Annotated in this window: 12 protein-coding genes; 6 read left to right on the top strand and 6 right to left on the bottom strand. The window is 71.9% G+C overall.

Going from position 1 to position 13,018, the window contains the following annotated elements; all coding sequences use genetic code 11:
• Positions 1-246: 246 nt before the first annotated feature.
• A complete protein-coding gene (locus GTY67_RS18030; protein ID WP_093690081.1) occupies positions 247-1,134 on the bottom strand; it encodes a glycoside hydrolase family 19 protein in 888 nt (295 codons plus the stop codon).
• Between the two features lie 463 nt (positions 1,135-1,597).
• Between GTY67_RS18030 and GTY67_RS18025 the strand changes: the two genes are divergently transcribed.
• The 4 genes from GTY67_RS18025 to GTY67_RS18010 all read left to right on the top strand — a co-directional run bounded on the left by GTY67_RS18025 (position 1,598) and on the right by GTY67_RS18010 (position 5,873).
• Positions 1,598-1,885 carry a hypothetical protein gene (locus tag GTY67_RS18025; protein WP_161279335.1) on the top strand — a complete coding sequence of 96 codons (288 nt, stop codon included), beginning with the start codon at positions 1,598-1,600 and terminating at the stop codon, positions 1,883-1,885.
• Entirely contained in the window at positions 1,878-2,957 is a 1,080-nt protein-coding gene (locus GTY67_RS18020; protein ID WP_161279334.1) for a polyprenyl synthetase family protein, read from the top strand. Before GTY67_RS18025 ends, GTY67_RS18020 begins: the two co-directional genes overlap by 8 nt.
• Before the next feature lie 44 nt (positions 2,958-3,001).
• Entirely contained in the window at positions 3,002-4,171 is a 1,170-nt protein-coding gene (locus GTY67_RS18015) for an oxygenase MpaB family protein (RefSeq protein WP_161279333.1), read from the top strand.
• A 172-nt stretch (positions 4,172-4,343) separates the two neighbouring features.
• Entirely contained in the window at positions 4,344-5,873 is a 1,530-nt protein-coding gene (locus GTY67_RS18010; protein ID WP_161279332.1) for a substrate-binding domain-containing protein, read from the top strand.
• 81 nt (positions 5,874-5,954) lie between these two features.
• Here GTY67_RS18010 and GTY67_RS18005 read toward each other — a convergent pair whose 3' ends face one another.
• Positions 5,955-7,238 carry an adenylosuccinate synthase gene (locus GTY67_RS18005; protein ID WP_161279331.1) on the bottom strand — a complete coding sequence of 428 codons (1,284 nt, stop codon included), beginning with the start codon at positions 7,236-7,238 and terminating at the stop codon, positions 5,955-5,957.
• A gap of 186 nt (positions 7,239-7,424) precedes the next feature.
• On the opposite strand from GTY67_RS18005, the gene GTY67_RS18000 reads away from it, so the two are divergent.
• Together GTY67_RS18000 and GTY67_RS17995 are read left to right on the top strand one after the other, a co-directional pair.
• Positions 7,425-8,300 carry a diacylglycerol kinase gene (locus GTY67_RS18000; RefSeq protein ID WP_161279330.1) on the top strand — a complete coding sequence of 292 codons (876 nt, stop codon included), beginning with the start codon at positions 7,425-7,427 and terminating at the stop codon, positions 8,298-8,300.
• Positions 8,301-8,377: 77 nt separating this feature from the next.
• Positions 8,378-8,650, top strand: coding sequence for a DUF1876 domain-containing protein (locus GTY67_RS17995; protein ID WP_093690439.1), 273 nt, complete (start codon positions 8,378-8,380; stop codon positions 8,648-8,650).
• Positions 8,651-8,718: 68 nt separating this feature from the next.
• On the opposite strand, the gene GTY67_RS17990 is transcribed toward GTY67_RS17995, so the two are convergent.
• The 4 genes from GTY67_RS17990 to GTY67_RS17975 form a co-directional block, all read right to left on the bottom strand.
• Positions 8,719-9,924, bottom strand: coding sequence for a cytochrome P450 (locus GTY67_RS17990; protein WP_161279329.1), 1,206 nt, complete (start codon positions 9,922-9,924; stop codon positions 8,719-8,721).
• Positions 9,925-9,983: 59 nt separating this feature from the next.
• Positions 9,984-10,646 (bottom strand): response regulator transcription factor, encoded by a 663-nt coding sequence (locus GTY67_RS17985; RefSeq protein WP_093690065.1) that lies wholly within the window; start codon positions 10,644-10,646, stop codon positions 9,984-9,986.
• Positions 10,643-11,995, bottom strand: a complete 1,353-nt coding sequence (locus tag GTY67_RS17980; protein WP_161279328.1) for a histidine kinase — start codon at positions 11,993-11,995, stop codon at positions 10,643-10,645. Before GTY67_RS17980 ends, GTY67_RS17985 begins: the two co-directional genes overlap by 4 nt.
• 138 nt (positions 11,996-12,133) lie before the next feature.
• Entirely contained in the window at positions 12,134-12,955 is an 822-nt protein-coding gene (locus GTY67_RS17975; protein ID WP_161279327.1) for an NAD(P)H-binding protein, read from the bottom strand.
• Between the last annotated feature and the right edge of the window lie 63 nt (positions 12,956-13,018).

Raw genomic sequence — 13,018 nt, 5'->3', positions numbered from 1 at the left:
GTGAGTCGTCGCGGCCGTCGTCGTCCGGGCCGTCGTCGGGCGGGTGTGCCGGGCGGACCGGCTGTTCGTTGTGCTCCACGCCCTGTACCTCTCCGCGGCGGCCACCGGGTTCCCGTGGTCCGCGTCACAGGGTGGTGCTGTACGTCGCCCCGATCCTGCCAACCGGGCCCGGACGCCGAAACGGGGGGGTCCGCCCGGCCGTGGCCGGACGCACCCCCCGTACGGGTGGGGATCACACGGTGGGGATCAGCAGCTCAGGTTCGAGCCGGTGGTGGTGCCGAGGATCTGCGTGAACTGCGTGAACTTGTCGATCCGGCTCTGGACCTGCGCCGGGTTCCCGCCGTTGCACTCGATGGCGCCGTTGATGGAGCGGATCGTCTCACCGAAGCCGGGGCCGTTGACGATGGCGTTGTGACCCGTGATGGTGCCCGGGCCGGTCTGGGTGTTCCAGTACCAGAGGCCGGTCTTCCAGGCGATGGAGGCGTTCTGCTCGACCAGGTAGGGGTTGTTCAGCAGGTCGATGCCGAGCGCGTCACCGGCGGCCTTGTAGTTGAAGTTCCAGCTGAGCTGGATGGGGCCCTTGCCGTAGTACGCGGACTGGCCGGCCGGGCAGCCGTAGGGCTGGCTGGCGTCGCAGTAGTGGGGGTAGTTGGCCTCGTTGACTTCCTTGATGTACACCAGCCCGCCGGTCTCGTGGCTGACGTTGGCGAGGAAGGCCGCTGCCTCGCGCTTCTTGATCTCGTCGCTGCCGCTGTTGGCGAAGGCGGGGTACGCGCCCAGGGCGTCGGTGAGTCCCTGGTAGGTGTAGAAGGAGTTCCGGTTCGGGAACATCTGGTTGAACTGGGCCTCGCTGACGACGAAGCCGTTGTTCTGGCCGCCGTCACCGCCGCCGCTGGTGCCGCAGGCGCCGTTGTCGGCCCAGACGTCGGAGGAGCCGGGACGCTCGTTCTGGGTCCACCACTTGGCGGTGTAGTTGCGGCCGTTGTACGAGGCGGTCTGGCCGCCCGTGTAGACGGCGGAGGAGTTCCAGGCGGCGACACAGGTGGCGGCCTGCGCGGTGGCGGCGGGGAGGACGACGAGCGCCGCGACGACCGCGGCGAGTGCGACCAGCAGGCCGAGGACACGTCTGATCACGTGGACACACTCCTTAGACGCGGCGCGACGTCCGGCCGTGCGCCGCCGTGGGGGTGCCGACACTCAAGCGATGATGGTCTGGACCTGTCAAGGTCTAGACCAGCCTCCGTGAATATGCCGCCCGGCCCGGAGCGGCCCGCCCCCGCCCGTGACAACGATGCCATCAGGCCCCTCAACTGCCGTGATTCCGGAGGGAGTCGGTCCGGATCATGCCGTGAACAGGGCCTGGAGCGGAAGGTAAAAGATTTCGGCGTGTCCAGCATGCGGGACGCGCCCCGGGTCGGCCGGAGGGTCGCAGGCCGGAAGGACCGGGCCGCAGGTTTGAAAGACGCCGATCACTCGTTGGTGAGTTTCCCCGGCACCGGCACACACCCCCCGGCAAAACTCGACAGCGTGGCGCGGACGGACGGTCGGCGCCGACCGGGCCCCTGCGGCTCCGGACACACTGCGGCTGGGGGATGGCGTGGAACGGACGACGGACACCCGCGAGGGCATCGGCGGACCGGGCGAACAGGCGGTGCTCCTGGCGGCGGGCCTCGCGGACCTGGCGGTGACCACGGTGGGCGCCGCCTTCGCCTCCGTACGGGGGCTGCTGCGGCGCTCCGACACGGCCGAGCTGGCGGCCGAGGCCGAGCAGGACCTGATCGCGCGCGGCCGCCTCGCCCTCGACCGGTACGCGACCGCACCCCCGGCCCACCTGGAAGTGCTGGCCCGCCATGTGATCGCCCAGCGCGACGGCGAACGTGTCTGAGGGGTGGGAGCCGGGCGCGTTCAAGGCCCGGGTGGATGAGGTGCTCCACCGCTTCGCCGCCGGGGAGGCCGGTCAACTCACCGCTGTCGACGCCTCCTTGTGCCCGGTGGCCGATGCGGTGGAGACGGCCGTGGCGGACGGCAAACGGCTGCGGGCGGCCTTCTGCTACTGGGGCTGGCGGGCGGCCGGGCAGCCCGACAGCGACGCCCTGGTGCGGGCGGCGGCCTCGATGGAGCTGGTGCACGCGGCGGCCGTGGTCCACGACGACCTGATCGACGACAGCCCGCTGCGGCACGGGCGCCCCACCGCCCACCTGGCCCTGCGCAAGGCGGTGCGGGACCACCCCGAACCAGCCCTGGCCGCACGCTCGTTGGCGATGCTCGCCGGGGACCTGCTGATGTCGATGGCCGGGCAGCTCTTCGTCACCAGCGGCCTGCCCGCCGCCTATCTGGGCCGGGCCCGCCCGCTCTGGGCCCGCCTGGCACGGGAGTTGGTGGCGGGCGAGTGCCTGGAGATCCTGCACACCGGGGCCGCCGCCCCCGATACGGCGACCTCGCTCAAGGTCGTCCGCTACAAGACCGCCAAGTACACCGTGGAGCAGCCCCTGTTGATCGGCGCGCTGCTGGGCGGGGCCGGTGAGCCGCTGCGCGCGGGCTGCTCGGCGTACGGGCTGCCGCTGGGCGAGGCGTTCCAGCTGCGGGACGACCTGCTGGGCCTGTTCGGGGACCCGGCGCTCACGGGGAAGGACGGCTCCGACGACGTACGCGGCCATCGGCCGACGGCCCTGCTCGCGGAGACCTGGCGGCTGGCCGGGGAGGAGGACCGGGACCGCCTCCGCACCCTGCTCGCGGCCGGGGCGGAGACCCGCACGGCCGACACCGCCGACGCAGCTGGCACCGCCGACGACGTACGCGAAGTGATGCTCCGCCTGAAGGCCCCCGACCGCATCGAGTCCATGATCACCGCCCGGGTCGAGGAGGCGCTGCGCGCACTCGACGAGCTGGATCTGCCCGGCCCCGCCGCCACCGCGCTCACCGCCCTGGCGCACTCGGCGGCCGTCCGCCGTTCCTGACGCCTCCCCGCCCCCCCGACGTACGCAGAGAAGGAAGCACCACCATGACCTACACCCAGGCATCGCTGGACGCCCTCCGCCGGAGCGGCGACGAACTCGCCGACGCCACCGTCGCCACCCTCTTCGAACGCGGCGAGGTCGGCACGTTCAACACCCTCATGCGGTACGTCTCCACCGCCGGAGCCCCGCTCCCCGACGGCCTGCCCGACGTGGCCCGCGAGTACCTCAACTCCACCGCCACGCCGCCCTCCTGGGTGGACTGGGGCGAGATGGAGAAGGCCCGGCTCTTCTTCATCGACAACAACGTGCACATCTCCACCGCCCTCTCCTTCGCCTCCATGCCCGCCTGTTACGTCGTCCCGCACGTGGCGAAGCTGCTGTCGGCGACGCACGGGCTGAACTACCCGTCGAAGCGGATGGCGGAGACCGGCCAGTTCACCGTCTACCTGATGCAGCCCGACGCCTTCGAGGCCGGCAGCCGCTTCATCCCGGCAGCGCAGAAGGTCCGCCTCCTGCACGCCTCCATCCGCCACCACCTGCGGCGCGAGGGCGCCTGGGACACGGAGAACGCGGGGGTGCCGATCTGCCAGGAGGACATGATCGGCGGGCAGATGTTCTTCTCGATGCTGGTGCTGGACAGCCTGCACCGGCTCGGCATCCATATGTCCGAGGAGGGCGCGGACGCCTACTACTACGCGTGGCGGGTGGTCGGCGCGATGCTCGGCGTCGACCAGGAGGCAGTGCCCAAGTCCCTTGCCGAGGCACGGGAGTTCCTCGACCTCTACATGATCCGGCACATGGGCCCGTCCCCCGAGGGCGCCCTGCTCACCCGGCAGCTCATCGACCTCTACGAGGAGGTCGTCCCCGGCACCTTCTTCGACCCGATCGTCTCCGCCCTCATCCGCCACCTCGTGGGCGACACGTGCGCGGACTGGCTGGAGGTGCCCCGTACGCCCTGGGACACCGTCGCCAAGGCCGTCCCGCACCTGCTCGGCATCCTGGAGACCGTCGAGGACCGCTCCCCGCTCGGCGCCTGGGCCCTGGACCGGATCGGCCACCTCACCACGGTCCTGGAGCTGTCCTCCCTCACCCGGGGCCGCGTCATGCACTACGCGATCCCCGAACACCTGAAGAAGGAGTACGGCGTCCCGTCCGGCCCCGCCCGCACCGGCCGCTGGAGCCCTCCGGCGGCGACGGTGCCGGGACCTCGGTAGCGATTCACCGGGAGGCCGCGCGACAGGCTCAACCACCGTCTGAACAACGGGAGAACAACGGCCGTCACTCGGCTCCCGCCCCTCCCGCTCCCCTCCCCGCCCGCCTACGGTGACTCGCACCGACGCGCGGGCACGGGGGCCGGGCGCGCGAGCACGGGGACCGGGGGCAGCCGTGGAGTGGTTCAGCGCCGAGAACGTGGTGGCGGTCCTCACCGCCGCGCTGGGCGTTCTCGCCTCGATCGGCGTGCTCTGGTACGAGCGCCGGGTGCCCCGCCGCAAACGCATCGGCTACCGCGTCCAGATGGACACGCCCATCGGCAGCGATGTGAGCCAGGGCCGGGCCAACGTACGCCTCGGGCTCTTCAACCAGACCCCCGACATGTCGGACGCCACGCTCGTCCTGCTGCGCATCGAGAACGACGGCTCGCAGTCCATCGTCGACAGCGACTACACCGGCCGTGAACTGCACGGCCTGACCGTCGAGTTCACCAGGCGCACGGTGCGCGGCATAGCGGTCACCCAGCCCCCCGGCGCCGTCCACCTGATGGAGCACTTCACCCCGGCCGCCGGGATGCGGCACACCGGATCGCTGATCCGGCTGCCCCGCGTCCCGCTGAACCGGGGCGAGCACTTCAAGCTGCTGGTGCTGCTGACCGGCGCGGACGTCGGCAGCGCGATCCGGATCACCGGCGGCATCCGGGACGGTGAGGTGATGGTCAACCGCGCCGCCCGCCCCGACGACAAGCCGCCGCTGTTCGGCCGGGCCGCCCGGCTCATCACCGTGACGCTGACCGTCTGCGTCGTCGTGCTCGCCGCGATCATCCTGGTCCGGGACGACACCCCGCCGCCGCTGGACTGCGCGCGCGGCGAACTCCGGGTGACCGGATCGACCGCCTTCGCCCCCGTCGTACGGGAGTTGGCCGCGACGTACATGAAGGAGTGCGAGGGCTCCCGGATCGAGGTGGACCCGCACGGCAGCAACTCCGGCATCCGCGAGCTGGCGGACGAGGGCGCGCGGGCCGCGAAGTCGGGCTCGCCGGCGCTGGTGGCCCTCTCGGACGGGCCGAAGCCGCCGGGCCACCCGGAGCTGCGCGAGACCCGTGTCGCCGTGTCGCTGTTCTCCCTGGTCGTCAACGACCGGGTGCCGGTGCGGGACCTGGCCCTCGCCGACATCCGGCGCATCTACGCGGGCGAGATCCGCAACTGGCGCGAGCTCGGCGGCCCGGACCTGGAGATCCTGCTCGTCAGCCGGGACGCCAACTCCGGTACCCGGGAGGTGTTCCAGCGCCGCGTGCTGGACCGCAACGAACCCGCCCAGTCCTCCCGCGACTGCGCCACCAAGGACGACCCGCGCGCCCCGGTCGTCCGCTGCGAACTCGACGGCACCGACCAGGTCCTGGCCACCGTCGCCCGGCTGGACGGCGCCCTCGGCTACAGCGAACTGCGCGCCGGCAGCGAGCCGAAGGGTCTCCACCGCATCGCGATCGACGGCGCCCACCCGTCCGTCGACACGATCGGCACCAGCCCCTACCCGTACCGGGAGATCGAGTACGCCTACACCTACGGCCGCCCGCCCGCCGACTCCCTCGCCTCCAGCTTCCTCGGCTATCTGAGCCGGGGGCGCGGCCAGGACGTCATCCACATCCACGGCCACCTGCCGTGCGCGACCCCGAAGGGGCTGCGGGTCTGCGGCGAGGACTGAGGAGCGGCCGCCCACGCGGAAGGGCCCCGGACCGATGAGGATCCGGGGCCCTGCGCGTACCGCCGTACCGCTCCGCGCTGCCTACAGGAACGAGTTGATCTGGATCGTCTCGGTCCGGCCCGGGCCGACGCCGATGGCGGAGATCGGGGCGCCCGACATCTCCTCCAGCGCCTTCACGTACGCCTTCGCGTTCTTGGGCAGGTCGTCGAAGGCCTTGGCCTTGGTGATGTCCTCGGACCAGCCCGGCAGGTTCTCGTAGATCGGCTTCGCGTGGTGGAAGTCCGTCTGGTTGTACGGAAGCTCCTCGACGCGCTTGCCGTCGATCTCGTACGCCACGCAGACCGGGATCTGCTCCCAGCCGGTGAGCACGTCCAGCTTGGTGAGGAAGAAGTCGGTCAGGCCGTTGACCCGGGTCGCGTACCGCGCGATCGGGGCGTCGAACCAGCCGCAGCGGCGGTCACGGCCGGTGGTGACACCGCGCTCGCCGCCGATGCGCCGCAGCGCCTCGCCGTCCTCGTCGTGCAGCTCCGTCGGGAACGGACCGGCGCCGACACGCGTCGTATAGGCCTTGAGGATGCCGATGACGCGGCTGATCTTCGTCGGGCCGACACCGGCACCGGTGCAGGCGCCGCCCGCCGTCGGGTTCGACGAGGTGACGAAGGGATACGTGCCGTGGTCGACGTCGAGGAGCGTGCCCTGACCACCCTCGAAGAGGACGACCTTGCCCTCGTCGATGGCATCGTTCAGGATCAGGGTCGTGTCGGCGACGAACGGCTTGATCTGCTCCGCGTACTGGAGCATGTCCTCGACGACCTTGCCGGCCTCGATGGCCCGGCGGTTGAAGACCTTGGCCAGGAGCTGGTTCTTCTGCTCCAGGGCCGCCTCGACCTTCTGCTCCAGGATCGACTCGTCATAGAGGTCCTGGACGCGGATCCCCACCCGGTTGATCTTGTCGGCGTACGTCGGGCCGATGCCCCGGCCCGTCGTACCGATCTTGCGCTTCCCGAGGAAGCGCTCGCTCACCTTGTCGATCGTGACGTTGTACGGAGTGATCAAATGAGCGTTGCCGCTGATCAGAAGCTTGGACGTGTCGACGCCTCGCTCGTTCAGACCGCTCAGCTCGGAGAGCAGGACCGCCGGGTCGACCACGACACCGTTCCCGATGACCGGGGTACAGCCCGGCGACAGGATTCCGGAGGGGAGGAGATGCAGTGCGTACTTCTGGTCGCCCACGACGACCGTGTGACCGGCGTTGTTACCGCCCTGGTATCGCACGACATAGTCCACGGATCCACCGAGGAGATCGGTGGCCTTCCCCTTGCCCTCGTCACCCCACTGAGCACCGAGCAGCACAAGTGCGGGCACAGGCGTACACCCCTTCCGGGCGGGGCATGTCCAAGGTCAGGGGGCGTACGTAAAGGTCGTACCTGCCGCACGACGATGTACGGCAAAGCCTGAGCCGTCGAACCGGGTGCCCCGGAATAGACGAAGCCCCTGGCGCAATAGCGCAAGGGGCTCTTGCACCAAGATGCTACCCGAGGAAGGACCCAGGTGTCGGCTGCAGAGCCCCCCGGCGACGGCGGCGACCAGCTTCTGGTGGTCATCGACCCGGTCGCCCGCCGGACCGACGGCGAGTCCGTCCGTATCGCGAAGGACGTGCTGAGCGCCGGCTCGCACGCCAAGATCTGCCTTCCGGACACCCCGGAGGAGTTCGCCCGGGCCCTGTCCCGGCGGGGTGCGCGCCGCCCGGTGGTGGTCGGCGACGATCACGCGCTGCTGCGTGCCGTGGCCCACCTCCACCGGGAGCGGGAGCTCGCCGCGGGCGTCCTCTCCCTGATCCCCGTGGGCGCCGCGCACGCCCTGGAGGTGGCCCATGCGCTGGGCGTGCCCCGGGGCGCGGTGGCGGCCGCGCGGACGGCGCTGGACGGGGCGGTGCGGCGGCTGGACCTGCTGGTGGACGACAGCGACGGCGTGGTGCTGGGCCGGCTGCGCATCCCCGCGCCCACGCTGCTCGCCGACGCCCCGCACACGGGGGTCACGGCCGTCTGGGACACCTGCCGCTCCCTGATGACGTCCCTGGTCCGCCCGGCGGCCCCCGGCGGAGCCACCGCGCCCCCGGGGACGTACCGGCTGCGGGTCGAGGCGGACGGGGTGCTGCTGAGCGACCTGGACGCGCCCGTGCGGGGCGTCTCGGTGCTCTCCCAGGGCGACGGGGGCCTGGCCGACGTGGTGGTCCGCACCTCGGACGGCAAGGAGGTCACGGCGGAGGCCAAGGCCGTCACCGTCTCCGGCGCGGACTTCCGCTACCGGGCCGGCATACAGACCGGGGGGCCGGTCCGGACCCGGACGTGGACCGTGCGGGCGGGCGCCTGGGGGCTGATGCTGCCGCTCCCGGCGAGCGCGGACGGGACGACGGGGAGACGCTAGAGGGGTACGTAGGGAAAGACGTACGCGCATACGTACGGGAATCGGCCGCGGAGGTGACCGTCATGACCAGCACCACCATGCCCCGAGTCGCTGTCGGCTGGCACATCGACCTCGAATTCGAGGAGGACTCGCACCGCACCCGCGCGGCGGCCCTCGTCCGTCTCTCCGACGGAACCGAGGTACGCGCCCACGGCTACGCCAGCCGCCACCCCTCGGACGAGGACCAGCAGCGGGTGGGCGAGGAGATCGCGGGAGCACGCGCGTTGAACGAGCTGGCGATGAAGCTGCTGACGAAGGCCCACGAGGAGATAGACGAGGCGTCGGGCAGGTCGTCGTACCCGTTGACGTAGGGCGTACTTCAGCCCCTGCCGGGCGAGCAGATCCGGCCCCTCCGGCGTTCGAGGAGCGCCGACGACGCCTACACCTCCACCACCAGCTCCTTCAGCCCCCGGATCACGAACCCCGGCTGCCACTCCGGCTCCGCCACCATCCGCATCGCGGGCGCCTTCCGCAGCAACTCCCCGAAGGACGAGGCCAGTTCGAGCCGGGCAAGCGGCGCGCCCAGGCAGTAGTGGATGCCCGCACCGAGCGAAACGTGCGGGTTGTCGGCGCGGGTCAGATCCAGCCTCTCCGGGTCCGCGAACCGCTCCGGATCCCGGTTGGCCGAGCCGAACAGCAGCGCCACCTCCGCCCCGCGCCGGATCACCTGCCCGTCGACCTCGATGTCGTCCAGCACCCACCGCTCGAAGAGCTGCAACGGGGTGTCGTAGCGCAGGAGTTCCTCCACGGCCGTCGGCAGCGAGGCCGGGGCGGCCCGGAGCGCGGCCAGCTGCTCCGGGTGGTGGAAGAGGGTCCGCCACCCGTTGACCGTGGTGTTCACCGTGGCCTCGTGGCCCGCGTTCAGCAGCAGCACACAGGTGGAGACCATCTCCTGCTCGGTCAGCCGCTCCCCGTCGTCGTGGGCGGCGATGAGCGCCGAGATCAGGTCGTCGCCGGGATCGGCGCGCCGCTCGGCGATGAGCCCGCGCAGATAGGCGGAGAACTCCTCCGACGCCCGGACCGCCGCCTTCGCCGTCTCCTCCGACGGGTTCAGCTCGTACATCCCGCAGATCGCCGCCGACCAGGGCCGCAGCGGCCCCCGGTCCGCCTCCGGCACCCCCAGCATCTCCGCGATCACGGCGACCGGCAGCGGTTCGGCCACCTCCGCCAGCAGGTCGCCGCCGCCCTCGGCCACGAACGCGTCGACCAGCCCGGCCGCCAGCCGCCGTACGGTCGGGGCCAGGTTCTCGACCGTACGCGGGGTGAACGCCTTGGAGACGAGCCGCCGGATGCGGGGGTGGTCGGGGGCCTCCAGGTCCAGCAGCCCCTGCCCGTTGAGCGTGGTGAAAGGCTCGTGCGCGGCGGGCGGCGGGGTGCGGCCGAACTCCTCGTGGGTGAAGCGGTGCAGATACGTACGGCCCAGGCGCCGGTCCCGCAGCAGGGCCGATACGTCGGAGTGGTGCGGGATCAGCCACTGCCCGGTCGGCTCGAACCAGTGCGCGCGGCCGGCGGCGCGCAGGGCGGCGTAGGCGGGGTAGGGATCGGCGACGAACGCGGGCGACCAGGGGTCGAAGGACACGTGCATGACCCGACGCTACCCGCGCCCGCCACCACCGCAAGGGGCCCGCACACATCCCCGCCGCGCTACCCCGGCGTGACCAGCCTCGCCTCGTACGCGAACACCGCCGCCTGCGTCCGGTCGCGCAGCCCCAGCTTCACCAGGATCCGGCTCACATGCGTCTTGATCGTGGACTCGGCGACGATCAGGTGCGAGGCGATCTCCGCGTTGGAGAGCCCCTGCGCGATCAGGACCAGCACCTCCGTCTCGCGCTCGGTGAGGTCCCCGACCCGGGCGAGGGCGGGCGGTCTCGGGGCCTCCGCGAGCTTGGAGAACTCGGTGATCAGCCGCCGGGTCACGGTCGGCGCGAGCAGCGCCTCGCCCGAGGCCACCACCCGTACACCGTCCGCGAGCTGCCGGGCCGAGGCGTCCTTGAGGAGGAAGCCCGAGGCCCCGGCCCGCAGCGCCTGGTACACGTACTCGTCCAGGTCGAAGGTGGTCAGGACCAGCACCTTGGCGTCCACGGCCTGCGCGACGATCTCGCGGGTGGCGTCGATCCCGTTCATCCCCGGCATCCGGATGTCCATCAGGACGACGTCCGGGAAGAGGGCGGCGACCTTGTCGACGGCGTCCCGGCCGTCCACCGCCTCCCCCACGACGGTGATGCCCGGCATGGCGTTGAGCAGGACGGAGAAGCCCTCGCGGACCATCATCTGGTCGTCCACGATCAGGACGCGGATGTCGCTCATGCCCCGTCCGCCTTCGTGTACGGGACGAGGCCGGCGCCCGGCGCGGCGGCCGGCTCGTCCGGCTCGCTCTCCGCCGGCGGTACGGGCAGGAACACCGCGACCTCGTACCCGCCGTCCTCCGTCGTCGCCGCCGTCATCTCGCCGTTCAGCATCGCGACCCGCTCCCGCATCCCGGTGATCCCGTGCCCGGCCCCCGGCGACGGCTTGACCAGCCCCCTCGGGGGCCCGTTGACGATCCGCAGCCCGAGCCCGCCGAGCACGTAGGCGATCTCGACCCGGGCGGTGGCGCCCGGCGCGTGCCGCAGGGTGTTGCTCAGGGCCTCCTGGATGATCCGGTACGCCGACAGCTCCACGCCCTGGGGCAGCTCGCGGACGGCCCCGGTGACCACCTTCTCCGTCTCCAGGCCGGTCTCGCGGACGTTGTCGAGGAGCCCGTCGAGGACGGCGAGGGTCGGCTGCGGGGCGTCCGGGGCCTCGTAGTCCTCCGCCCGTACGACACCGAGGACGCGGCGCAGCTCGGTGAGCGCGGCCACCGCGTTCTCCCGGATGGTGACGAAGGCCTGCTCCAGCTCGGGCGGCGGGTTCTCCACCCGGTAGGGGGCGGCCTCCGCCTGGATCGCGACGACCGACATGTGGTGGGCGACCACGTCGTGCAGCTCGCGGGCGATGGTGGTGCGCTCCTCCAGCAGCGTGCGCCGGTCGCGCTCCACGGCGGTGACGGTGCGCTGCACGGTGACCTCGCGCTCGGCCTCGCGGACCTCCTGCGCGGCGTCGCGCCGGACCTGGACCATGGCGACGACGAGCAGCGCGAAGGCGGAGAGGACGGCCATGGGCGCGGTGGCGGACGGGTCCCCGCCCTCCAGCAGCAGTCCGAACAGCAGGGTCAGCAGCCACATCCAGGCTCCCGTACGCGGCCGGGTCCTGGCCGCCACGATCACCATGACCACGACCTGCGCGATGAAGGCGCTGGGCCCCCACAGCCCGTCGCTGCCCAGGACCGCGCAGAAGACCGCCGCGGCCATCGACCCCCAGAACGCGGCGACCGGCCTGACCAGGGTCATCGCGACCGCGATCGCGGGCACGAAGCCCATGAGGAACCGGAAGTGCCAGTTGGAGAGCCCCGCCATCAGCACGATCAGGGCGGCGCCCAGCACCAGGGCGTGCGGGGTCCAGACGACGAGCCGCCGCAGCCCCTCGGGCAGGCGGCGTATGAACCGGCCCTCCGGCGAGAGGGGCGGCAGCGGGCGGTAGGCGAACACATGGCGGAAGAGGTCTTCCCGGAGGCCTTCCATCGCGCCTTCGGCTGCCCGGAACTCCGGGCTACTGGTCTTCGTCTGGGTCTCGGTCACGTTTCCACGGTAGGCGGCGGCGGAGTGCGGGTCGTCCCTACCGATGCTGATTCCGGGGCATCCCTCTCAAGGACTACGCGCCCTACTCGCGCCCCGTGGCGGCGCCCCCCGACCGCCGCCACGAGGCCCCTCACCAGCTCACGGGCGGAAGAATTCCGCGTGCTCCCCGGCCCACTGCGCGAACGTCCGGGCCGGCCGCCCGGTGACCTTCTCCACGGTGTCGATCACCGTCCTCCCCTCCGGCGGGGTGTCCCGGTAGACCTCGATCAGGAACCCGATGACGTCCTCGGGCATCCCCTTGGCCCGCCAGCCGACGACCGCCTCCTCCTCGGTGAGCTCCACCAGCCCGATCTCCCGGCCCCGCGCCGCCGCGAGGGCCGCCACCTTGTCGCCGACGGTCAGCGCCTGCGGGCCGGTGATCAGGTACACCTGGCCGCCGTGGCCGTCCTCGGTGAGCGCGGTCGCGGCGACCGCCCCGATGTCGGACTCGTGGACCATCGCGCTCAGCCGGTCCACGAAGGGCTCGCGGACCACGTCCTCGGCCTTGATGCCGGGCGCCCACTCCAGGGCGTTGGCCATGAACTCGACCGGCATGACGACGGTCCACGCCAGCCCGCTCCCCCGTACCGCGGTCTCCATCGGGGTGTCCCCGCCGCCGTTGAGCACCGTCACCCGGCGCACCCCCGCCGCGCGGGCCCGCTCCATGAGCTGCTCGCCGGTGGTCAGCGGGGCGAAGAGGCCGCCGTCGAAGGTGATCAGGTGCAGCCCGGTCACGCCCGCCAGGGCGCTCTCCAGTGAGGCCGGGTCGGCGAGGTCACCGCGGACGACGTCGACACCCGCCGGGAACTCCGCACGCGCCGGGTCGCGCGTCACGGCCCGCACGTGCCCGCCGCGCTCCAGCAGCTGTTCGACCACTCGCCGGCCGACCGTTCCCGTGGCTCCGGTCACCAGGATCGTCATTGCGGGTCTCCCTTCGTTCGGTTCGACGAGAACCAACCTAGGGACCCTTGCGGTCAGCTTCCG

This window comes from Streptomyces sp. SID8374 (genome assembly GCF_009865135.1).
Classification (GTDB): Bacteria; Actinomycetota; Actinomycetes; order Streptomycetales; family Streptomycetaceae; genus Streptomyces.
Note: the sequence above shows the minus strand (reverse complement) of the source record. Positions and strands in the feature narration are given on the sequence as shown.